Source organism: Nocardiopsis sp. NPDC058789, from assembly GCF_042745575.1.
Lineage (GTDB): Bacteria > Actinomycetota > Actinomycetes > Streptosporangiales > Streptosporangiaceae > Nocardiopsis > Nocardiopsis eucommiae.
Window position 1 is genome coordinate 46,892 of the sequence record NZ_JBHYOW010000015.1, and the last position, 21,934, is coordinate 68,825.

20 protein-coding genes are annotated in these 21,934 nt (G+C 71.5%); 11 read left to right on the plus strand and 9 right to left on the minus strand.

Annotated features, from left to right (window positions below; all coding sequences use genetic code 11):
- Nucleotides 1-35: 35 nt before the first annotated feature.
- Both ACFW3L_RS21380 and ACFW3L_RS21385 read left to right on the plus strand, forming a co-directional pair.
- A complete protein-coding gene (locus ACFW3L_RS21380) occupies nt 36-1,346 on the plus strand; it encodes an acyclic terpene utilization AtuA family protein (RefSeq protein WP_378743167.1) in 1,311 nt (436 codons plus the stop codon).
- Nucleotides 1,343-1,669 carry a hypothetical protein gene (locus tag ACFW3L_RS21385; protein ID WP_378743169.1) on the plus strand — a complete coding sequence of 109 codons (327 nt, stop codon included), beginning with the start codon at nt 1,343-1,345 and terminating at the stop codon, nt 1,667-1,669. Before ACFW3L_RS21380 ends, ACFW3L_RS21385 begins: the two co-directional genes overlap by 4 nt.
- Nucleotides 1,670-1,675: 6 nt before the next feature.
- Here the strand turns inward: ACFW3L_RS21385 and ACFW3L_RS21390 are convergent, their stop codons facing one another.
- Together ACFW3L_RS21390 and ACFW3L_RS21395 are read right to left on the minus strand one after the other, a co-directional pair.
- Nucleotides 1,676-2,164 (minus strand): Lrp/AsnC family transcriptional regulator, encoded by a 489-nt coding sequence (locus ACFW3L_RS21390; protein ID WP_378743171.1) that lies wholly within the window; start codon nt 2,162-2,164, stop codon nt 1,676-1,678.
- 110 nt (nt 2,165-2,274) lie between these two features.
- Entirely contained in the window at nt 2,275-3,879 is a 1,605-nt protein-coding gene (locus tag ACFW3L_RS21395) for a PucR family transcriptional regulator (RefSeq protein ID WP_378743173.1), read from the minus strand.
- A gap of 184 nt (nt 3,880-4,063) precedes the next feature.
- Here ACFW3L_RS21395 and ACFW3L_RS21400 point away from each other — a divergent pair, with 184 nt between their 5' ends.
- A complete protein-coding gene (locus ACFW3L_RS21400) occupies nt 4,064-5,350 on the plus strand; it encodes an aspartate aminotransferase family protein (RefSeq protein WP_378743175.1) in 1,287 nt (428 codons plus the stop codon).
- A gap of 27 nt (nt 5,351-5,377) precedes the next feature.
- The gene (locus tag ACFW3L_RS21405) at nt 5,378-6,886 is read left to right on the plus strand and encodes a CoA-acylating methylmalonate-semialdehyde dehydrogenase (RefSeq protein WP_378743177.1); all 1,509 of its coding nucleotides are present in this window, start codon (nt 5,378-5,380) and stop codon (nt 6,884-6,886) included.
- A gap of 252 nt (nt 6,887-7,138) precedes the next feature.
- On the opposite strand, the gene ACFW3L_RS21410 is transcribed toward ACFW3L_RS21405, so the two are convergent.
- The 5 genes from ACFW3L_RS21410 to rlmN form a co-directional block, all read right to left on the minus strand.
- On the minus strand, nt 7,139-7,381 hold the full coding sequence (locus ACFW3L_RS21410; RefSeq protein ID WP_378743291.1) for a hypothetical protein: 243 nt from the start codon (nt 7,379-7,381) through the stop codon (nt 7,139-7,141).
- Nucleotides 7,382-7,621: 240 nt separating this feature from the next.
- Nucleotides 7,622-8,434 carry a carbon-nitrogen hydrolase family protein gene (locus tag ACFW3L_RS21415; protein ID WP_378743179.1) on the minus strand — a complete coding sequence of 271 codons (813 nt, stop codon included), beginning with the start codon at nt 8,432-8,434 and terminating at the stop codon, nt 7,622-7,624.
- Nucleotides 8,435-8,522: 88 nt separating this feature from the next.
- A complete protein-coding gene (locus ACFW3L_RS21420) occupies nt 8,523-8,918 on the minus strand; it encodes a DUF4333 domain-containing protein (protein WP_378743181.1) in 396 nt (131 codons plus the stop codon).
- Between the two features lie 97 nt (nt 8,919-9,015).
- Nucleotides 9,016-9,486 carry a hypothetical protein gene (locus ACFW3L_RS21425; protein ID WP_378743183.1) on the minus strand — a complete coding sequence of 157 codons (471 nt, stop codon included), beginning with the start codon at nt 9,484-9,486 and terminating at the stop codon, nt 9,016-9,018.
- Between the two features lie 6 nt (nt 9,487-9,492).
- Entirely contained in the window at nt 9,493-10,590 is a 1,098-nt protein-coding gene (gene rlmN, locus ACFW3L_RS21430) for a 23S rRNA (adenine(2503)-C(2))-methyltransferase RlmN (RefSeq protein ID WP_378743185.1), read from the minus strand.
- Nucleotides 10,591-10,803: 213 nt separating this feature from the next.
- Between rlmN and ACFW3L_RS21435 the strand changes: the two genes are divergently transcribed.
- Together ACFW3L_RS21435 and ACFW3L_RS21440 are read left to right on the plus strand one after the other, a co-directional pair.
- On the plus strand, nt 10,804-11,892 hold the full coding sequence (locus ACFW3L_RS21435; protein WP_378743187.1) for a suppressor of fused domain protein: 1,089 nt from the start codon (nt 10,804-10,806) through the stop codon (nt 11,890-11,892).
- Nucleotides 11,893-11,997: 105 nt separating this feature from the next.
- Nucleotides 11,998-13,221: an MFS transporter gene (locus tag ACFW3L_RS21440; protein WP_378743189.1), complete on the plus strand. Its 1,224-nt coding sequence runs from the start codon at nt 11,998-12,000 to the stop codon at nt 13,219-13,221.
- Here ACFW3L_RS21440 and ACFW3L_RS21445 read toward each other — a convergent pair.
- Nucleotides 13,207-13,602 (minus strand): BlaI/MecI/CopY family transcriptional regulator, encoded by a 396-nt coding sequence (locus ACFW3L_RS21445; protein ID WP_378743191.1) that lies wholly within the window; start codon nt 13,600-13,602, stop codon nt 13,207-13,209. The genes ACFW3L_RS21440 and ACFW3L_RS21445 overlap by 15 nt on opposite strands.
- 539 nt (nt 13,603-14,141) lie before the next feature.
- On the opposite strand from ACFW3L_RS21445, the gene ACFW3L_RS21450 reads away from it, so the two are divergent.
- From ACFW3L_RS21450 to ACFW3L_RS21470, 5 genes are all read left to right on the plus strand, one after another.
- Nucleotides 14,142-17,771, plus strand: coding sequence for a multifunctional oxoglutarate decarboxylase/oxoglutarate dehydrogenase thiamine pyrophosphate-binding subunit/dihydrolipoyllysine-residue succinyltransferase subunit (locus ACFW3L_RS21450; protein ID WP_378743193.1), 3,630 nt, complete (start codon nt 14,142-14,144; stop codon nt 17,769-17,771).
- Between the two features lie 10 nt (nt 17,772-17,781).
- Complete coding sequence (locus ACFW3L_RS21455) at nt 17,782-17,961, plus strand: DUF6104 family protein (protein ID WP_378743195.1); 180 nt, start codon at nt 17,782-17,784, stop codon at nt 17,959-17,961.
- A gap of 193 nt (nt 17,962-18,154) precedes the next feature.
- Entirely contained in the window at nt 18,155-19,012 is an 858-nt protein-coding gene (locus ACFW3L_RS21460; RefSeq protein WP_378743197.1) for a DUF4097 domain-containing protein, read from the plus strand.
- Nucleotides 19,009-19,944, plus strand: a complete 936-nt coding sequence (locus ACFW3L_RS21465; protein WP_378743199.1) for a helix-turn-helix transcriptional regulator — start codon at nt 19,009-19,011, stop codon at nt 19,942-19,944. The genes ACFW3L_RS21460 and ACFW3L_RS21465 overlap by 4 nt, the downstream gene beginning before the upstream one ends.
- A gap of 96 nt (nt 19,945-20,040) precedes the next feature.
- Entirely contained in the window at nt 20,041-20,220 is a 180-nt protein-coding gene (locus ACFW3L_RS21470; protein ID WP_378743201.1) for a hypothetical protein, read from the plus strand.
- A gap of 13 nt (nt 20,221-20,233) precedes the next feature.
- Here ACFW3L_RS21470 and ACFW3L_RS21475 read toward each other — a convergent pair whose 3' ends face one another.
- Entirely contained in the window at nt 20,234-21,784 is a 1,551-nt protein-coding gene (locus ACFW3L_RS21475; protein WP_378743203.1) for a serine hydrolase domain-containing protein, read from the minus strand.
- Nucleotides 21,785-21,934 lie beyond the last annotated feature (150 nt).

The window sequence follows — 21,934 nt, forward strand, 5'->3', positions numbered from 1 at the left end:
GACCCGAGGTCCGCACGAACCCGAAGGAGTACCACGTGACCCTCACCCGGATCGGCTGCGGCGCCGGATTCGCCTCCGACCGGCTCCAGCCCGCCGTGGACCTGGTCGAGCGGGGCGAGCTCGACACGCTCGTCCTGGAGTGCCTGGGAGAGCGGACGGTCTCGCTCGCCTCGCTGCGCGCCTCCGAGGGGTCGGGGCCGGGGTACGACCCGATGCTCCGCCGCCGCCTCGAACTCCTCCTGGAGCCGCTGCACCGCCGGGGCACGCGGCTGGTCACCAACGCGGGCGCCGCCGACCCCGTGGCGGCCGGGGCGATGGCCGCGGCGCTGGCCGCCTCGCTGGGCCTGCCGACCACCGTGGCCGCGGTGACCGGAGACGACGTCCTGGACCGCGTCGACCCGTCCGCGCCGTGCTGGGAGGACGGCGAGCCGCTGGAGTCCCATGGGGAGCTCGTCTCGGCCAACGCCTACCTGGGCGCCGAAGCCCTGCTCCCCGCGCTGCGCGGCGGCGCGGACGTGGTCGTCGCGGGCCGGGCCGCCGACCCCTCCCTGTTCCTGGCTCCGCTCCTCCACGACCTGGGATGGGACCCGGGGGACGACCGGCTGTTGGCGGCGGGCACGCTGGTGGGCCACCTGCTGGAGTGCGCGGGCCAGGTGACGGGCGGGTACTTCGCCGACCCGGGCCGCAAGGAGGTGCCCGGCCTGGCCGACCTGGGGTTCCCGCTGGCCGAGGTCGACGACGAGGGCCGCGCGGTGGTCACCAAGCTCCCGGGGACCGGCGGCAGGGTGGACCGCATGACCGTGACGGAACAGCTGACCTACGAGGTGACCGACCCCCGGGCCTACCTGACCCCGGACGTCTCCCTGGACATGACGGGTGTGCGCCTGCGGGAGCTGGGCGGGGACCGCGTCCTCGTGGACGGCGCGCGCGGCCTCGCCCGGCCGGACACGCTGAAGGTCAGCGTCGGCTACCGCGCCGGGTACCGGGGCGAGGGGGAGATCTCCTACGCGGGGCCGGGTGCCGTGGCGCGGGCCCGGCTCGCCGGGGAGGTGGTGCGCGAGCGCCTGGGGGGCCGGGTCCGGAGCCGGGTCGACCTGATCGGGTCCGGGCCGGGGCCCGACGGCGGGGACCCCTTCGAGTGTCGGCTGCGCGTCGCGGCCCTGAGCCCGGACCGGGCCGGGGCCCAGGCCGTGGAGGAGGAGGTCGGCGCCCTCTACACGTGCGGCCCCGCCGGAGGCGGCGGGGTGCGGACCCGGAGCGGGGAGGTCGTGGGAATCCTGTCGAGCACCATCGCACGAGAGGCCGTGGAACCGGCGGTCAGCTGGTTCGGGGAGGAGCGACGATGAGCGTCCCGCTGTACGAGATCGCCAGCGCGAGGGCCGGGGACAAGGGAAACCTGAACACGATCTCCGTCGTGGCCCGGGACCCGCGCTGGTATCCGGTGCTCCTTGAGGAGTTGACGCCCGAGCGGGTGCGCGCCGTGCTGGGCGAGCGGTTCCGGGGGCCGGTCACCGTGCACCGGATGGACAACGTGTACGCCCTGGTCCTGGTGTGCGCCCGGGCCTCCGACGACACGGTGACCACGTCCCTGTACCTGGACGCCCATGGCAAGACCCTGGCCTCGGAGCTGCTGGGCATGGAGGTCTCCGGGGTCCCCGGGGCACCCTGAGGTCCGCTACCGCGCACCCCGGGCGCGGCCCCGTTCGCGGGGCCTGAGGTGGAGGAAGGTCTCGGTGCTCCACACGGTCTCCACCGCGCGGATCGCGGCGACGACGTCCAGCAGGCGGGCGTCGTCCTCCGCGACGACCTCGACCATGAGGTCGAAGGAGCCCGCCGTGACGACCACGTACCGGACCCCGTCCAGCGCGGAGACGGCGTCGGCGGCGGTGGCGGGGTCGCCGTCGGTGCGGACGCCGATCATCGCCTGGCGTCGGTATCCCAGGACCACGGGGTCGGTGACGCCCACCACCCGGACCGCGCCGGACTCCAGGAGGCGCTGGACGCGCTGGCGGGCGGCGGCCTCGGAGAGGCCCACGGTCTTGCCGATGGCGGCGTAGGAGAGTCGGCCGTCCTGTTGGAGGAGCTCGATGATGCGCCTTCCCGTCTCGTCCAACACCACCCCGTTGACCCGCCGTGCGGGTCCGGGGCCGGGGAGCTCGGTCACTGTGGCCTCCACGCGCCGGAATCAGGAATCCCTTGCCGACGCCGGGATTCACGACGGAATCCAACGTACTGCACCGGCCGTGACGGGCCACTCCCGTGCTCTGGGGGCGCCTAGTGCTGGTCCCGGAGGGAGTCCAGGGACAGCAGGGCCACGTGGAGGGACAGGCAGGTCTCCACCGACTCCAGGTCGGCGTCGAGCACGTTGCCGATCCGGCGCAGCCGCTCGTAGAAGGCGGGGCGGGACAGGTGCGCCCGGCTCGCGGCCAGCGCCTTGTTGCGCCCCGCGCCCAGGTAGTGGCGGAGCATGTCGGCCAGGTCTCCGCCGTGCCGGGCGTCGTGGTCCAGGAGCGGGCCGAGCTCGCGCTCCACGTAGGTCTGGAGGCGCTCGTCGTCGCGGAACAGGTGGAGCAGCCCGCGCAGGTGGAGGTCGGGCAGGCGGTAGAAGGGGCGCCGGTCGCTCTGCTTGATCGCCACGTCGCCCACCTGGCGGGCTTCGAGGAAGGAGCGGCGCACCTCGCGGACGTCGTCGGCGGTCGAGCCCACGGCGAGCACCGCCGCGTCCCCCACCGCGCCCCGGACCCGGTCCGCGAGCAGGTGCAGGGTGGCGTCCAGCCGCCTGCGGTCGGGCAGGGCCAGCAGAATCCCCACGCGCAGGTCGTCGAGGGAGCCCACCAGCGCGGGGAGGCGGAGTTCGCGGCAGGCGCGGGCGGCGCCCTCGGCGGTGTCCGAGAGGCGGGCCTGGGCGGCCAGGCCGGTCCCGCTCTCCCGCAGGCGCAGGACCAGGCCGACCATCTCCCGGTTGTGCAGGGGAACCCCCACGGCGCGCGCCCGGACCAGCGCCTCCTCCGGATCGGAGTAGGCGCGGTCGATGATGCCCGTGATGATGGTGCGGTGGGTCTGGCGCTCCAGGCTCTCCTGGTGGCGTTCCAGCAGGCGGCCGAGGGCCAGTGTGGTGGCGGCGCGCTCGATGAGCATGGTCTGGCGGGCCGTGGGGGTGGCCCCGACGATGAGGATCAGCCTCCCCCAGTCCTGGCCCCGGGCACCGACCGTGGTGACCAGCCAGCCGGAGGCGGGCGCGTGCACCGTCCGGGTCCCGGTGCGGACCGCGCGCGAACGGCTCTCCCACGCGGTCAGCAGGGTGCCGGGATCCTCGCCGTTGAGGTCGCAGGCCAGGACCTGGTGGGTGAGGTTCTCCAGGACGACCGGGCACCCGGAGAGCTGGGCCACCTCGTGCAGGATCTGCGCGACGTCGGCGCCCTCCACGGACAGCTGGGTGAAGACCGAGTGGAGCTTCTCGGACTCGCGCAGCTCCTCCAGCTGCTCGTTGACCACCCGGATGTGCACGGCCTCGGTGATCTCGACGAAGCGGGCCTCGCGGTCGAGCAGGATGACCGGGACACGGGCCTCGCGGGCGGCGTCGAGGAAGGCCGCGGGGAGTTCGGCGTGGTACTTGCGGCCGAGCTCGACGGCGATCCCGCTGACCCCGGCGTCGGCGATGTCCTCGATGTAGCGGCGCAGGGCGTCGGGGTCGTCGGGCATGGCGATACCGGTGCTGAGCACCAGCTCACCGCCGCGCAGCAGGTGGGCGAGGTCGGTGACCTCGGCGATGTGGACCCAGCGGACGGCCACGTCCAGGTACTCGGAACCGGCCACCACTCGGGGCCTGGCCTTCTGGAGCGCGGGCAGCTGGAGGACCTCGGCGAGAGTGGGAAGCACAGGCGACAGTCTAGGACGCTCTGTCAGATTCGAGGGCGTTTCGCTTTACACCGTGCTGAGCCGTCCTCTCCCGTGAGCTCCGAGGAGACGCCTCCTCGGGTGCTTTACAACCTGTAAGGCCACCCAGCATGTTGTCAACATGGTGATTCTGGATAAGCCCCTCGGCGCTGGGGAGACTGAGGGCATGTCGGAACTCCTTGCGCGCCACCGCGCGGTCATGCCCTCCTGGTTGCCCCTCTACTACGAGTCCCCGCTGGAGATCGTGAGCGGGAAGGGCGCCCGTGTCACGGACGCCGAAGGCCGTACCTACCTCGACTTCTTCACCGGCATCGTGACCAACATGCTCGGCTACGACGTCGCGGAGGTCCGCGAGGCCGTGGAACGCCAGCTCGCCAAGGGCGTCGTCCACACCTCCACCCTCTACCTCATCCGCTCCCAGGTGGAGCTGGCGGAGCGGATCGCCGGACTGTCCGGCATCCCCGACGCCAAGGTCTTCTTCACCAACTCCGGCACGGAGGCCAACGAGACGGCGCTGCTGCTGGCCACGCACGCGCGCGGCAGCGACGAGGTCCTGGCCATGCGCGGCAGCTACCACGGGCGCTCCTTCGGCACCGTCGCGGTCACCGGCAACCGCGCCTGGAAGAACTCCTCGCTCTCCCCCCTCAACGTGCACTACCTGCACGGCACCGACCACGCCTCCCCCGCGTTCCGGAACCTCACGGAGCAGGAGTACGTCGACGTCTGCGTGGCCGACCTGCGCGAGGTCCTGGACACCGCGGCGCCCAACGTGGCCTGCCTGATCGCGGAGCCGGTCCAGGGCGTGGGCGGCTTCGCGATGCCCCCGGACGGCCTGTACGCCGCCTACAAGGAGGTCCTGGACGAGCACGGCATCCTCTTCGTCTCCGACGAGGTGCAGACCGGGTGGGGCCGGACCGGGACCAGCTTCTTCGGGATCGGCAACCACGGGGTCACCCCGGACGCCATGACCTTCGCCAAGGGGCTCGGCAACGGCTTCGCGGTGGGCGGCGTGGTGGCGCGCGGCGACCTCATGGACGGCCTGACCGCGCTCGGCGTGGCCACCTTCGGCGGCAACCCGGTGTCCATGGCGGCGGCCGGGGCCACCCTCGACCACGTGCTGGAGAACGACCTCCAGGGCAACGCGCTCCGTCAGGGAGCCACCGTCGTCGAGGGGCTGCGCGCGCTGCGCGAGCTCGCCTGCGTGCGGGACGTGCGCGGCAAGGGCCTGATGTTCGCGATCGAGATGGTCGACCCCGCCACGGGAGCGCCGTCCTCCCCGCTGGCGGGGCAGGTGCTGGAGGCCGCCCGTGAGCGCGGGCTGCTGGTCGGCAAGGGCGGCGTGCACGGCAACGTGCTGCGCATGGCCCCGCCGCTGACCCTGTCGACCGAGGAGGCCGCCGAGGGCCGCGACATCCTGCTGGACGCCGTCCGCGCCGTCGCAGACCAGGCCTGAGCCCGCCCCCCACCAGGAAGAGGAAGCATGAGCAAGCACGTCACCCACTGGATCGGCGGCGGTGCCCACGAGGGGCCCGCCGAACGGACCGGTGACATCTACGATCCGGCGTCCGGCACGGTCACCGGGACGGTGGCCCTCGCCGGGGCCGAGGAGGTCGGGCTCGCCGTGGCGACGGCGAAGGCGGCCTTCCCCGGCTGGCGGGACACCTCGCTGTCCAGGCGGGTCCAGGTCCTGTTCCGGTTCCGGGAGCTGCTGCGCGCCAACAGCGACCGGCTTGCGGCGGCCGTCAGCTCGGAGCACGGCAAGGTGTTCTCCGACGCCCAGGGCGAGGTGGCCCGTGGCCTGGAGGTCGTGGACTTCGCCTGCGGCATCCCCCACCTGCTCAAGGGCGGGTACTCCGAGAACGTGTCCACCGGGGTGGACGCCTACTCGATCCTTCAGCCGTTGGGCGTGGTCAGCGGTGTCACGCCGTTCAACTTCCCGGCGATGGTCCCGATGTGGATGTTCCCGGTGGCGATCGCCTGCGGCAACACGTTCGTGCTCAAGCCCAGCGAGAAGGACCCGTCCGCGTCCCTGATCCTGGCCGAGCTGTGGGCCGAGGCGGGCCTGCCCGACGGCGTCTTCAACGTGGTGCACGGGGACAGGGTCGCCGTGGACGCGCTCCTGGAGCACCCCGACGTGGCGGCGGTGAGCTTCGTGGGTTCGACGCCGATCGCCAGGTACGTGTACCGCAACGCAGCCGAGCACGGCAAACGCGTCCAGGCACTGGGCGGCGCCAAGAACCACATGGTGGTGCTGCCCGACGCCGACCTCGACCTGGCGGCGGACTCGGCGGTCTCGGCGGGGTTCGGTTCGGCGGGCGAGCGCTGCATGGCCATCTCGGCGGTGGCGGTGGTGGACTCGGTCGCCGACGACCTGCTGGAACGGATCCGCGAGCGGGTCTCGCGGCTGCGGGTCGGTCCCGGGGACGACGACCGCAGCGAGATGGGACCGCTGGTCACCCGGGAGCACCGGGACAAGGTGGCCTCCTACCTGGAGTCGGGGGTCCGTGAGGGGGCGACGCTGGCGATCGACGGCCGGGTCCACCCGGTGCTGGGCGGGAAGGCGGACGGCTTCTGGCTGGGCCCCTCGGTCCTCGACCACGTCGACCCCGGGATGTCCTGCTACCGCGAGGAGATCTTCGGCCCGGTGCTGAGCGTGGTCCGCGTGCGCGACTACGACGAGGCGGTCCGGCTGGTCAACGGCAACCCGTACGGCAACGGGACGGCGATCTTCACCAACGACGGCGGGGCCGCGCGGCGGTTCCAGAACGAGATCGAGGTGGGGATGGTCGGCATCAACGTGCCCATCCCGGTGCCGATGGCGTACTACTCCTTCGGCGGTTGGAAGCAGTCGCTGTTCGGGGACTCGCACGCCCACGGCACCGAGGGCGTCCACTTCTACACCCGCACGAAGGCGGTCACGGCCCGCTGGACCGACCCGGGACAGCGCCCCGAGGGCGGCGTCGACCTGGGGTTCCCGACCAACGGCTAGCTCCGCGCCGGTCGAATTAACGGACGGATGTCTCTCACTGACGGTCGAGGGCGGGCCACACGGAGTATCGTGGTGCAGCGACGCCCTTCACCGGGCGCGACCGCGCGCCGAGCGCGCCACGAGAGACCATCCTGGATAGACGCACTCAATTCCCCTCCTCCCCATGGAAGCGGGTGCGTCAACGGAAGCGCTCCGGGTCCTCATGACTCCCCCTGGACCCGGAGCGCGACCGTCGTCACCGGCCGCCATCGCCTAGCGTGCCGCGATCAGCGACCCACCCGCGGAGACCGGCTGGTGACCGATGATCCCCGCGCACTCGTCGCATCCGTACACGTGGCTGCCGTCCGGCAGTTCACCCAGGACCCGGCGGGGCCGCGGCCACTTGACGTGGCAGACGACGCAGGCATCCCCCATGCACTGCGCCCCGCTGAGCCAGCTCGGGTCGTAGACGTGGATCTCGGATGCGGTGTCAGGCCTCGTGTCCCGTTCGCACATCATGCTCGTTCCGCGCAATGTCCTTGCTCCCCCCGTGGTTTAGGACAGTCTGGCGGGCCGATAGTTACCGGCTCTTAATTGAATCAGAAGCTCTCGGCACCTGGAAGGGTCCGGACCGATCTAAATCACTCCGTGCAGGGAGATCATAACCCTAAGTGACGAACCCTGGGAAGACCCCAGTTCATAGATGGTCTTTCCTGGGAAGTACCGGACATGTCCTGCCCCGTACGGGGCTGGGGCTCAGTCCCGGTCGTGCGGAATCACCGAGAATCGGCGCAGGGACAGCGCCGGGTTCGTGACACGAACCGCCTCCACGCGCGCGGCCGAAACCTCCGCCGACGTCACCTCGAAGGTCTGCTCCCCCAGGGACGCCAGCGCGGTCCCCATCGGGTCGACCACCACGCTGTTGCCCGCTCCGCCGGGCGCCGACTGCCCGGAGGCGGCCACGTACACCGTGTTCTCGATGGCGCGGGCCCGGGCGAGGGTGCGCCAGTGGTCCTCCTTCAGCGGTCCCGGAACCCACTGCGCGGCCAGCAGCACCATGTGCGCCCCGGCGTCGGCGATCCTTCGGGTCACCTCCGGGAAGCGCAGGTCGTAGCAGGTCTGGAGACCGAAGACCACGTCGTCGACGGTGAAGGTCTCCGGATCGTCGATCGGCCCGGGGGCGACCACGTCCGACTCCCTCGCGCCGAAGGCGTCGTAGAGATGGACCTTGCGGTAGAGCGCGACCCGCTTCCCCTCGGGCGAGAGCGCCACAAGGGTGTTCGTGAAGTGGGTGGCGCCCTCCCCACCGGCCTCGTTGACGCCGAGCACCAAGTACACGCCCTCCCGGCGGGCGGTGTCGGCGGCGTCGGCCAGGAACGGCCCGTCCAGGGGTTCGGCGGCTTCCACGAAGCGGTGGTCGGTGCGCGGCGCGGTGAACATCGTGTACTCGGGGAACAGGACCACCCGCGCGCCCCGGGCGGCGGCCCTGGCGGTCAGCTCCGCGACCGACCGCTGGTTCTCGGCCTTGTCCTGACCCGGCGCGAACTGGGCGACCGCGACCTGCACCATCGAACTTCCCCCTCGTGACCTGGGAGCCGAACCGGAGGCCGACCCCGAACGTGCCCCGAGTGTACGCCCGGCCTCCGGCCTTCCAGAGCTACTCGTCGACCAGGACGTCCCAGTTGACGTCGCCACCGTCGACCGAGGTCACGGTGAGGGTCACGCCGAGCGACTGCCCCCCGTGGGTGAGCTCGCAGCGCATCTCCGCGCCCTCCTCGGCGGGGAGGTCGCCGGGGCAGGTGAAGTCGTCCGGCGCCTGCCCGACCTGCTCGGCGAGCCGCTCGCTCGACTGGCGTTCGACCTCCGCGACGTCCACGGCGGCGGCGTCGCCCCCGGCGGTCTCCTCACCGGACCCGGCGTCGGAGGCCTCCGTGGCGTCGCCTCCGCCCACGGGCTCGGTGTTCCCGATGCTCCACTCGAAGGAACATCCGGTGGCCAGGAGCAACGCTCCCAGCGCCGTTCCGACGGCGATCCCACTACGTCCGGCCCGCATCGCGGCCTCCTTGGTGCTCGGTGATCAGGCACAGGAAGAGACGCCGACCGACGCGGTCCGGTTCCGGGACGGAGGGGCCGATTTCCCGGCGGGGCCGTCAGGGCAGGAAGGACAGCGCCCAGGCGGGGGCCAGGACCAGGATCAGGAAGCGCGCGAAGCGGGTGACGAGGGTGACCGCGCAGAAGAGCACGAGGTTCATGCGCAGCACCCCGGCGAGGACGGAGACGACCATGAACGGCGGGACGCTGGCGAAGGAGCTCAGGGCGAGCAGGCCCGCGCCCCAGGCCGGGCGCTCCTCCGCCCTGGTCCGCCAGCGGGACATCCGCGCCGTCCACCGGCCGGGCGTGGCGGCGCGGCGCCGGAGCCACGGCGTGGAGAGCGTCCCGTAGCCCACGTAGTAGTACGGGATCTTGCCGAGGGTCTGGCCCAGCGCGGCGGCCAGGGCCATCGCCACCAGGGCGCCGTCGTCCACGAGGGCGACGGCGCCCAGCAGGTACAGCTCGATGTTGATGAGCGGGACCAACCCGGCCGCGGTGGCCACCACGAAGGCCAGGGCGGTCTCGACCACGTCGGTCTACTTCTCGGCGGCGGCGAGCTGCCCGCAGGCCCCGTCGATCTCCTGGCCGCGGGTGTCGCGGACGGTCACCGAGACGCCGTGGGACTGGAGGCGCCGGACGAACTCGCGCTCGTCCTCGGGGCGCGAGGCGGTCCACTTCGACCCCGGGGTGGGGTTGAGCGGGATGAGGTTGACGTGCACCAGGTGGCCCTTGAGGAGTTTGCCGAGGAGGTCGGCCCGCCACGCCTGGTCGTTGATGTCCTTGATCAGCGCGTACTCGATGGACACGCGGCGTCCGGTGGTCCCGGCGTAGCGCCAGGCGGCGTCCAGGACCTCGTCGACCTTCCAGCGGGTGTTGATCGGCACCAGCTCGTCGCGGAGCTCGTCGTCGGGGGCGTGCAGGGAGATCGCCAGGCGGACCTGCATCCTCTCGTCGATGAGCTTGTTGATCGCCGGGACCAGACCCACCGTGGAGACGGTGACGCCGCGCTGGGAGATGCCCAGCCCGTCGGGGACCGGGTCGGTGATCTGGCGGACGGTCTGGAGCACCCGCTTGTAGTTGGCCATGGGCTCACCCATGCCCATGAACACGATGTTGCTGATCCGCCCCGGGCCGCCGGCGACCTCGCCGCGCGCCAGGTCGCGGGCGCTGGCCACGACCTGGTCGACGATCTCGCCGGTGGACAGGTTACGGGTGAGACCCGCCTGGCCGGTGGCGCAGAAGGGGCAGTTCATCCCGCACCCGGCCTGGGAGGAGATGCACAGGGTGACGCGGTCCGGGTAGCGCATGAGCACCGACTCGAACATCACCCCGTCGAAGGCCTTCCACAGGGTCTTGCGGGTCATCCCGTTGTCACAGGTGATGTGCCGGACGGGGGTGAGCAGGGTGGGCAGCAGCGCCTCGCCGAGCCGTTCCCGGGAGGCCTCGGGGAGGTCGGTCATCTTCGCGGTGTCCGACTCCAGCCCGCCGTAGTAGTGCTTGGCGATCTGCTTGGCCCGGAAGGGCTTCTCCCCCAGCTCCCTGACGACCTCCAGCCGCTCTTCGGGGCTGAGGTCGGCCAGGTGCCGGGGCGGCTTGGCGCGGCGGGGGGCGACGAATGTGAGCTCGGCGGGCATAAGGATCCGTAAGGAGTGGAGTCGGTGGTCTGCGCCCGGTGCGGGAGGGAAGTGGCGGCACGGGTCGTTATACGACCTATACGCGACTGCGGTGCTGCTCCGACTGTCAGGGCACTACCGTCGATTCTACTTAGCTCGTGGACAGGCCGGACGGCTCCGCCCGCTTCCGGCGGACACGACGACATGACAGCCCGTCGGCGCGTGGGAGGGCCGGTGACCGAGATCGACGTCCTGCTGGACGAGATCAGCCCCTACCAGAGCCGCCGCGTCGTCGTCGAGTGCGACTCCCACACCACGGCCGCCTACCTGCTCGACGCCCGTGAGCGCATCCGGGTCCCGGTGTGGCTGGCCAACCACGAGGCGGCCCCCCGCGAGAGCGGGTCGGGCGGCCTCCACCGGGGGCAGGCGCCGCTCATGCCGGAGGCCCACACCAAGCACCCGCAGGGGCGTCCGCGCTTCGACCCGGCCACACTGCGCGCGGTGTGGTTCGAGGAGGGCGACGGGGTGGCCCTGGTGGACGAGGAGGGTCTGCTCGCGGTGATCCCGGGCTGGGCGGAGGCCGACAGCGGCCTGCCCGGCTACGCCCGTGAGGCGATCGGGCGCAGCGCCTACGCGTGGGAACTGGACGCGGTGCGCGACCAGCTGTGGCCGCGTGTGGTGCACGCCGAGGCCTACTGGGACTGGCGGCGCGCCTCCGGGGCGTGGCGCAGCGTCCAGCGGACCGTGCTGAGCCACCTGAACCGCCGGGTGGGCGAGCCCGGACACTACTGGGACGTGTCCGACGGCCACCCGCCCCTGCTGCGGGTCTCGGAGCGGCCGCCCTCGCACGACCGGCCCTTCACGGTGCTCTCCACCGTGGGCATGTGCGGGCAGCGGATGCCCACCCTGGACCGGTACATGGCCGACACCTCCAACCACGCGCGAGTGGAGCTGGCGCTGGCCACGACGCTGCCCGCGCACCACGCGGCCCGGATCTTCCGGTGGATCGGGGCGTTCCCCTGGCGTGCGGTCACGTGGTTCGGGACCGGGCACACCATCAAGTGGCTGGACAACGCCGAGGACCGCTCCATGCGCGGCGGCGCGGGCGCGGTCCTGCTCCTGGAGGACCCGACCCCGCTGGTGACCGATCCCACCAGGATCCCGCCGGACACCTCCGGCCTGTCCTTCCAGGGCGACCCCGTGCGGTGGCTGTGGATCGTGCCGATCACCCGCCCCGAGCACCTCTTCGCCAAGGAGCACGACAGCGCCACCCTGGTGGAGAAGCTGGCCGCCGAGGGCCGCAGCTGGGTCCTCGGCCGCTGAGCGGTCGGCCCGGAAAAACCGGTTGACCCGCGCCCGCGCGTCGGAGAGGGTTCCCCGGTCGACACGGTGAACCGGAGGGCGGACCCTGATGAACCAGAGGCACGGATGACCGGGCCGCGCACGTCGGGCCCCGGATTCACGGCGCCCCTGGCGCACGCGCCCTTCCGCCTCCTGGTGACCGGCCGGGTGCTGATGCTCTTCGGCAACGGCATGGCGCACGTGGCGCTGGCCTTCGCCGTCCTGGACGTGACCGGTTCCCTGGCCCAGGTGGGCCTGGTGGTGGGCGCGCGGTCCCTCGCCAACGTGGCGCTCCTGCTGTTCGGCGGGGTCCTCGCGGACCGGCTCCCGCGCACCGTCGTGATCCAGGGCGCCTGTCTCCTGGCCGCGCTCTCCCAGGGGCTCCTGGCGCTGTCCCTGATCAGCGGAGCGGCCACCCTCGGACTGATGGTGGCGCTGAGCGTGCTCAACGGGGCCGCTGCCGCCGCCAACCTGCCCGCGATCGCCGCGCTGACCCCGCAGACCGTCCCCGGGTCGCTTCTGCGCCAGGCCAACGCGGTGGCCGGGGTCGCCAAACAGGTCGGCATGTTCGCCGGGATGTCGGCGGGCGGCGTGCTCGTGGGCCTGGTCGGACCGGGCTGGGCGATCGGTGTGGACGCGCTGCTGTTCGCCGCCGCCGGGGTGGTCTTCCTGTTCCTGCGGGTCCCGTCCACGGCGGCGCGGAGCCGTGGGGTGCTCCGCGACCTCCTGGACGGGTGGGGCGAGTTCGTGGCCCGGCCGTGGGTGTGGATCATCGTGCTGCAGTTCATGGTGGTCAACGCCGGGTGGTCGTCGGTCACGGCGGTGTTGGGGCCGGGGATCGCCGACGACACGTTCGGGCGGACCACGTGGGGTCTGCTCATGGCCGCCAACAGCCTGGGGCTGCTGGTCGGCGGTGTGCTCGCGGCTCGCTGGCAGCCGCAGCGGGCGCTGCTCTACGGAACGGCGCTGGTCACGCTCCAGACCCTGCCGTTCTTCGTACTGGCCGGGCCGTCCCCGCTGGTCCCGCTGCTGTTCGCGGCGATGTTCGCGGGCGGGGTCGCCGTGGAGCAGTTCACCGTGGCCTGGGAGGTGTCGGTGCAGGAGAACGTCCCGCCCGAGCGGCTCTCCCGCGTGTACTCCTACGACGCCCTGGGCTCCTTCGTGGCGATGCCGGTGGGACAGATCGCGATCGGTCCGGTGGCGGAGGCCATCGGACCGGAACGGTCCCTGTTGATCGTGGCGGGGCTGACCCTGGCGGCGACGCTCGCGGCGGTCGCCACCCCGAGCGTGCGTTCGCTACGCCGTCGGTGAGGTGCGGGTGCGACCGGGGCCGCGCCGGTCGCGCACCTGGCGGAAGACGTGGTGCAGCCGGGCCATCTCCTCGTCGCTGAAGCGCTCCACGAAGCGCAGCAGGGTGGCTCCGGGGTCGGGCCCCGTCTCCAGGACCTCGCCCATCACGCGGGCCGTGTACTCGGCGTGGGTCTCCCGGGCCCAGTAGACCCAGGCCCGGCCGTCCTTCTCACGGTCCACCAGGCCCTTGTGGAAGAGGATGTTGGCGACCGTCATGACGGTCGTGTAGGCGACCTCGCGGTCGTAGACCATGTGGTCCCGGACCTCGCGCACGGAGAGCGGACCCTCCGAGCTCCACAGGGCTCCCATGATGGCGGCCTCCAGTTCTCCGAGTCCCTTCATGGTCCTCCCACCCGACATGCCGCGTTCGTAGGCCGATCGTAGGCTCGGGGGGCTCCGCCATGGGGGAGAACTGGGAAGAGCGCGCAGATCCGGGCATCCCCGCCGCCGGTCACCGGCGTTTCACCGTCGGACGCCGTCCGGTCGCCGTCGGTTGCTGTCCGGTGGCCGCGCTCACGGGCGCCGACGGGAAACGTGGTGCGCGCCACAGGGGCCCTGGCCGGAGGCGGTCACAGGAATGCCCACCGAGAACCCCGACAAACAGGAGTAAACGCATCACGTTGACCACGCAACGCAAAGTAACCAGCACGTAGAGACAAGGTTCGTGTGAAAGATTGTTAGGTATCTCCCAGTTTCAACTACACCGATGTTCCCGTCAGGGAGGTCGGTACAAGTAGCCTTGTACCCGACGAGTGCTGGCCAGGACAGATTCTTCCCTGCGAAGGGGAGCGACTCCGTGCTTCTTCGAGCCCGCCTTGCCAGCAGCCACCCGTCTTTCCTAATCATTCACAAGCGAGCTGCGGAAGTGGGCGATCTCCGCCGTGTCGTCTGAGGCGTCTCAACCCCTGACAGATTTCGGCCCGAACGAGTGGCTGGTCGAGGAGCTTTACCAGAAGTACCTCACCGACCCGAATTCGGTTGACAAGGCTTGGTGGAACTTCTTCGCGGACTACAAGCCCGCGGACTCGGCCAACGGGAAGGGTGGGGGCACTGCGACCGCAAAGGCGCAGACCGAGAAGGCCCCCGCCGCACCCGCGCCGAAGAAGAAGGCCACCGCGGCCCCTGCACCCAAGAACACCGACGATGCTCTCCAGGTCAACGAGGAGCGGCTGCGTGGCGCACCCGCCCGCACCGCGACCAACATGGAGTCGAGCCTGACCCTGCCCACCGCGACGAGCGTGCGCGCGGTGCCGGTCAAGCTGCTGTTCGACAACCGCATCGTCATCAACAACCATCTCCGGCGCGGCCGCGGTGGGAAGGTCTCCTTCACCCACCTCATCGGCTACGCCATGGTCAAGGCCCTCAAGGCCCTGCCCTCGATGAACCACTCCTACACGGAGATCGACGGCAAGCCCGGCGTCGCCAAGCCAGAACACGTGAACTTCGGCCTGGCGATCGACCTCCAGAAGCCCGACGGCTCCCGTCAGCTGGTCGTGCCCTCCATCAAGAAGTCCGACGAGATGGACTTCAACGAGTTCTGGAGCGGCTACGAGGACCTGGTCCGCAAGGCCCGCAACAACAAGCTGGGTGTTCCGGACTTCCAGGGCACCACGATCAGCCTGACCAACCCGGGCGGGATCGGCACCGTGCACTCCGTGCCGCGCCTGATGCCCGGTCAGGGCACCATCCTCGGTGTCGGGGCCATGGAGTACCCGGCCGAGTTCCAGGGCGCCTCCCAGGACACCCTGAGCGAGCTCGGCATCAGCAAGGTCATGACGCTCACCTCGACGTATGACCACCGGATCATCCAGGGCGCCCAGTCGGGCGAGTTCCTGCGACGCATCCACCAGCTGCTGCTGGGCGAGGACGGTTTCTACGACGAGATCTTCAACTCGCTGCGGATCCCGTACGAGCCGGTCCGCTGGGTCCAGGACATCCACGTCAACAAGGCGACCCAGCTCGACAAGACCACCCGGGTCCAGGAGCTGATCCACGCCTACCGCGTGCGCGGCCACCTCATGGCCGACACCAACCCGCTCGACCACGAGCAGCGCAAGCACCCGGACCTGGACGTGCTGGAGCACGGCCTGACCCTCTGGGACCTGGACCGCGAGTTCCCCACCGGGGGCTTCGGCGGCAAGCAGGTCATGAAGCTGCGCGACGTGCTGGGCGTGCTGCGCGACACCTACTGCCGCACGGTGGGTATCGAGTACATGCACATCCAGAGCCCGGAGGAGCGGGAGTGGATCCAGTCGCACGTCGAGCGCGAGCACGAGAAGCTCGACCGTGACGAGCAGCTGCACATCCTGCACCGCCTCAACAGCGCCGAGGCGTTCGAGACCTTCCTCCAGACCAAGTACGTCGGTCAGAAGCGCTTCTCCCTGGAGGGCGGCGAGTCGCTGATCCCGCTGCTGGACGGCGTGATCTCCAAGGCCGCCAAGGCCGAGCTGGACGAGGCCGTCATCGGCATGGCCCACCGCGGTCGCCTGAACGTCCTCGCCAACATCTGCGGCAAGTCCTACGGGCAGATCTTCGGTGAGTTCGAGGGCAACCTCGACCCGCGCAGCGCGCACGGCTCCGGTGACGTCAAGTACCACCTGGGCACCGCGGGCACCTTCCAGACCCGTGACGGCGAGTCCATCGAGATCTCGCTGGCCGCCAACCCGTCCCACCTGGAGACGGTCAACCCGGTCGCCGAGGGCATCGTCCGCGCCAAGCAGGACGTGCTGGACAAGGGCCCGCACGGCTTCACCGTGCTGCCCATCCTCATCCACGGTGACGCGGCCTTCGCCGGTCAGGGCGTGGTGGCCGAGACGCTGAACCTGTCCCAGCTGCGGGGTTACCGCACCGGTGGCACGGTCCACGTCATCGTGAACAACCAGGTCGGCTTCACCACCTCGCCGACCGACAGCCGCTCCAGCGTGTACGCCACCGACGTCGCGCGGATGGTCCAGGCGCCGATCTTCCACGTCAACGGGGACGACCCCGAGGCCGTGGTCCGGGTCGCCCACCTGGCCTTCGCCTACCGTCAGGCGTTCAACAAGGACGTCGTCATCGACCTCGTCTGCTACCGGCGCCGTGGGCACAACGAGGGCGACAACCCCGCGTTCACCCAGCCCCTCATGTACGACGTCATCGACGCCAAGCGCTCCACCCGCAAGCTGTTCACCGAGTCCCTCATCGGGCGCGGCGACATCACGGTGGAGGAGGCCGAGCAGGCCCTGCGCGACTACCAGTCCGAGCTGGAGAGGGCCTTCACCGAGACCCGCGAGGTCGAGAAGAAGCCGATCGAGCCGGGCGCCGTGGTCAAGCCCGAGGTGTTCACCGAGGCGCGTCTGGACCACTCCAAGGTCGAGACCGCCATCAGCACCGAGACGGTCAAGCGGGTGATCGACACCCAGGTGACGATGCCCGAGGGCTTCACGCCGCACCCGCGGCTGGCGCCCCAGCTGACCCGTCGCGCCACGATGGTCGAGACCGACGCCGTCGACTGGGCCACCGGTGAGCTGCTGGCCTTCGGCTCCCTGCTGCTGGACGACCACCCGGTCCGTCTGATCGGCCAGGACAGCCGTCGCGGCACCTTCGGTCAGCGCCACGCCTCGCTCATGGACCGCGAGACCGGCGAGACGTACACGCCGCTCAAGCAGTTCGACAACGGGACCACGAAGTTCCTCGTGCACGACTCGCTGCTCAGCGAGTACGCGGCGCTGGGCTTCGAGTACGGCTACTCGCTGACCCGGCCGAACGCGCTGGTCATGTGGGAGGCGCAGTTCGGTGACTTCGTCAACGGCGCGCAGACCGTCATCGACGAGTACATCAGCGCGGGCGAGCAGAAGTGGGGCCAGCGCTCCAGCGTCACCATGCTGCTCCCGCACGGCTACGAGGGCCAGGGCCCGGACCACTCCTCGGCCCGCATCGAGCGGTTCCTGCAGCAGTGCGCTCAGGAGAACATGACCGTCGCGATGCCGAGCACCCCGGCGAGCTACTTCCACCTGCTGCGCTGGCAGGCGAAGTCGCCGTTCGAGCGTCCGCTCGTGGTGTTCACGCCCAAGTCGCTGCTGCGCCTGAAGGCCGCGACCTCGGCCACCGACGACTTCACGTCGGGCCACTTCCAGCCGCTGATCGGGGACGACTCGATCTCGGCGGACAAGGTCCGTCGCGTGGTCATCTGCTCGGGCAAGATCTACTACGACCTGGACGCGGCCCGCCGCAAGAGCGGTGACAAGCACACCGCCATCATCCGGGCGGAGCGGCTCTACCCGCTGCCGATCGAGGAGATCCGCGAGCAGCTCAAGGCCTACCCGAACGCGGGCGAGGTCCTGTGGGTCCAGGAGGAGCCCGCGAACATGGGTCCGTGGCCCTTCGTCGCGCTGGTCTTCTCCGAGCAGCTCGACCGCCCGTTCACCCGGATCTCGCGTCCGGCCTCCTCCGCGCCCGCGGCCGGTTCGGCCAAGCGCCACGAGGCCGAGCAGCGTGCCCTGGTGGACACGGTGTTCCCGCCCGCGGAATAGGACCGGTTCCATGTACTACACCGATCGCGGGATCGAGGAGTTGGAGAACCGCCGCGGCGAGGAGGAGGTCAGCTTCGCCTGGCTCGCCGAGCAGCTGCGGGTGTTCACCGACGTCAACCCCGAGTTCGAGACCCCCGTCGAACGCCTGGCCACCTGGTTGGCCCGGTTGGACGACGAGGACGAGGAGTAGTCACGCGGAGCCGCGCCGAGCGGCGTCATCCGGCCGAGGGGCCCGGGTCTTCACCGACCCGGGCCCCTCGGCCGTTCCCGGGGTCCGACCCCGAACCGTCCCTGACACGACCCTGAAATCCGCGACATATCTTGAGTTCGGCCGACTCGCGACATATCGTGAAGTCATCGAGAGCGAGCGGAAGGGATCCACGATGGCACGTTGGTCCATCGACAGTCCGACGACCCACACCCTGGACGGCATCGTCGCCCTCAAGGTGCGCATCGTCAGCGGACAGGTCAACATCATCCCGACGGACGACCCGGTCACCTTCGAGATCTCCGAGATCGAGGGCGAGCCCCTGGAGGTCACCCAGGAGGCGGGCATCCTCACCATCCACTACCAGGACCTCACCGGTCAGGGGCTGCTGGACCGGCTCAAGCCCATCCAGCTGGGGCGGTACCGCAACATCGCCTCGCGACGGGCCACGGTCGACCTCCGGGTCCCCCGTGACTGCCCGGTCGAGGTCACCACGGCCGGGGCCCCGGTGGTCGTGGCGGGCCTGACCTCCCGCACCCGTGTGCGCACCGCCACCGGCGAGGTCACGCTGGACGGCGTCTCCGGGGAGACCGAGGTCAACACGGCCTCCGCCAACGCCTCCGTACGCACCCCGGGCGGCACCCTCTCCTTCAACAGTGCCAGCGGACAGCTGGCCGTGGCCGGTGGCCGCCTGGCCGAGCTCCGCGCCAAGACCGCCTCCGGCCACGTACTCGTGGACACCGACCTCGCGGCCTCCGCCCGGGTCCGGGTGACCACGGTCTCCGGCGAGGTGGCCCTGCGGGTGCCCTCGGAGACCTCGGCCTCCGTCGAGCTGCGCACCGTCACCGGCAAGGTGGACTCGGACTTCGGTCTGGACCGCCGCAGCGCCCCGGCCCGCACCGCCCTGACCGGCAAGATCGGCGTGGGCGTCGACCCGGCCTCCATCAGTGTCAACACCGTGTCCGGGCGGACCGCGCTGCTGCGGCGCGCGCCCGAGGCCCCGGCCGCGATCCCCGAGGGGGCCTCCGAATGAGCACCGTCTTCGGCCACGGCAGACTCCGGCTCTACCTGCTCAAACTGCTGGACGAGAGCCCGCGCCACGGCTACGAGATCATCAGTCTGCTCCGGGACCGCTTCCTCGGCGTGTACTCGCCCTCTCCCGGCACCATCTACCCCCGGCTCGCGCGGCTGGAGGAGGAGGGGCTGGTCACGCACACCGAGAAGGGCGGCCGCAAGGTCTACAGCCTCACCGACAAGGGGCGCGAGGAGCTGCGGGCCCGCGAGAGCGACCTGGACGACCTGGAGAGGGAGATCACCGACTCGGTCCGCGACATCGCCCGCGCCGTGAAGCAGGACGTCCGCGAGACGATCAGCTCGCTGCGCGACGAACTCAAGTTCGCCTCGGGTGAGGGACGCCGTGAGGGTTCCGGCGGTGAGCGGCGGACGGAGTCCGAGGACCGGGACCGGGACCGGGACGACAACGGTGTCTGGGCCCGTGAGTGGGAGCGGTTCGCCCAGGGGTTCGGGGCCTTCGGCGCGGCCTGGGGAGGCCGCGGAGAGTCCGGGGGCTCGGAGCGTTCCTGCTCCGGCACCGACTCCGACGACGGGCCGAAGCCCGGCGGGCCGGACCGCTCCGAGTTCGAGCACGCCCTGCGGGACTTCTCCGTGAAGGTCCGTGACATGGTGCGCGGGGCCGGACAGGTGGGCGAGTCCGCCAGCAACGACCTGCGCCGCATCCTCGACGACACCGTCGAGGTGATCCGACGCGACATGGGCCGTTGGGGGCCGCCCGACCGCGAGGAGGGCCCCGCGTCCTCCGACGGGTCCGGGGCCGCTGACCGGCCCGAGGCCGAACCGGAGACCGCGCCCGACCCCGGGCCGGAACCGGAGGCCCGACCGATGCCGCCCTCCGGCGGGGACCCCTGGTCCACCGCCACCGGCGAGGACGACCAGAAGAAGGACTGACCGAGACCGGCCCGGCACGGGGCCCGGAGGACCGCGCGGGGGCGTGGTCCTCCGGGCCCCTCCGTGCACGCGGGTCGGCGAAGGAGGAGGAACCCCGTGTTGGTTCCGTACACGATCGAGCAGGACGAGGACGGGGTCTGGTGCGCCCGCGCCGTGCTCCGCGCGGGGGTCTCCGCCCACGGCGAGGGGGACACCCCGGACGCCGCCCTGGCTGACCTGCGCACGGCCTTCGCCCTGCTCACCGAGGAGTTCGGCTCCCCCGCCGAACTGCTGTGAGGGCCCCGGGCGCTCACACGAGGGCCAGGGCCACCAGCAGGACCAACCCGGCCAGCGCGGGCGGGGCCGTGGACAGCCAGCGCGCCCAGGGCCGTGGCCCGCGTGCGACCGGCAGCCGCTCCCACCGGTGGACGCTCACCAGCACCGCCGCCACGGCCAGGCCCGCGCCCGTGGTCCACACCCACGGCGAGACCAGGTGCCAGAAGCCCGCCGCGTGGGCGTAGGCGAGCAGGGCGACCGCCACGGTCCCGTGGGACACCGCACCGAGGCGGTCCGCGGGACGGCGCACCCAGCGTCCCGGGCGGCGGCGTGCCGCGAAGCCCAGCCATGCCAGCACCGGGAGCAGGGTCAACGCCACCGTGGCCGCCGAGTACACCCGCTCCCCCGCCGCGTTGTCGGGACTCGGTTGGTCCACCCCCAGGAGCCGGATCCCGACGTCCTCGCTGAACCGGTGGGTGTTGGACAGGACGACGGCGCCCCGGTCACCGGACCAGCCGATCCAGGCGGTGTGCCCGTTGGTGGTGGCGTTGCCGCCGTGGGAGGTGATCGCCCGGCCGCCGAGGGTCTCCACGTACCACCCGAGTCCCTGCTCGCGGCGGTCGACGTCGCCGGGCGCGATCGGCTCGGCCGACCACGCTCCGGGCGCCGAGCCGTCCATCATGGCGGCCAGGAGGAGGCCGAGGTCGTGCGCGGTCGTGGTCACCCCGCCCTGAGGCCCGTGGGCCGACCAGCGGTCCAGCTCGATCGGGCGCCCCCGGTCCGCGTCGTGCACACGGGGGTCGGGCACCTCTCCGCCCACCCGGGTCCACACCTCGGTGTCCGCCATGCCCAGTGGGTCGAGGATCCGCTCCCGGACGAGGTCCGCGTAGGTGGTCTCCAGGTGTTCCGCCAGTGCGTGCCCGAGCAGGGAGAAGCCGGTGTTGGAGTAGTGGTTGGCACCCCTCAGCGCGGGGTCGACCACGGCGTCCTCCGCCGTGGTCCGCAGGAACCCGTCGACCGACGTGGGCGGGGAGGGGTGCCGTTTGGCGGCGAACTGCCAGAGAGTCTGCGGCGGGGTCGTGTCCTCGCGGGACAGCCCCGAGGTGTGGGTGGCCAGCTCCTCCACGGTGAGGGCGGCGACCGCCGGGTCCGTGAAACCGAGGTCGGGCAGCAGCTCCCCGACCGTGGTGTCCAGGCCGACCTCGTCGCGGTCGACCATGTCGGCCAGCAGCATCCCGGGCAGGACCTTGGCGACCGAGGCGGAGCCGAACGGGGTGCGCCCGTCCACCGTCTCACCCCGGTCCCCCTGTTCTCCGAGCCCGGCGGAGCGTACCCGGAGGTCCCCCTCGGGGCCGGGTTCGACGACGGCCACGGACAGCCCGTGGAAGCCGGTGGTGTCGTCGATCCCCTGCCGCACCAGCGCGGCGAGCTCCGCGTCCCCGCTGGTCGCGGCGGACAGTTCGTAGGGCCGGGGTGTCAGCAGCAGCGCCGAGACGGCGGCGAGCACGACCGCCGACGCCGTCGCGATCCGACGGGCGGTACCGCCCGCACGGAGGGCGGGCGGGGCTGGGGAGAGAGCGTTCACGGGGTGTCCAGGGGGTCGTGTGGCCGCAGGCGGCGCGGGATGTCCCTGGAGAACCTACGGACGCGGCCCCCTCCCGGGCACTGGCCCGCTCCCCCGCTTCCGGGTACCCGTGTCACCCCGGCTCCCGGTGGACCTGGCCCCACCGCGACG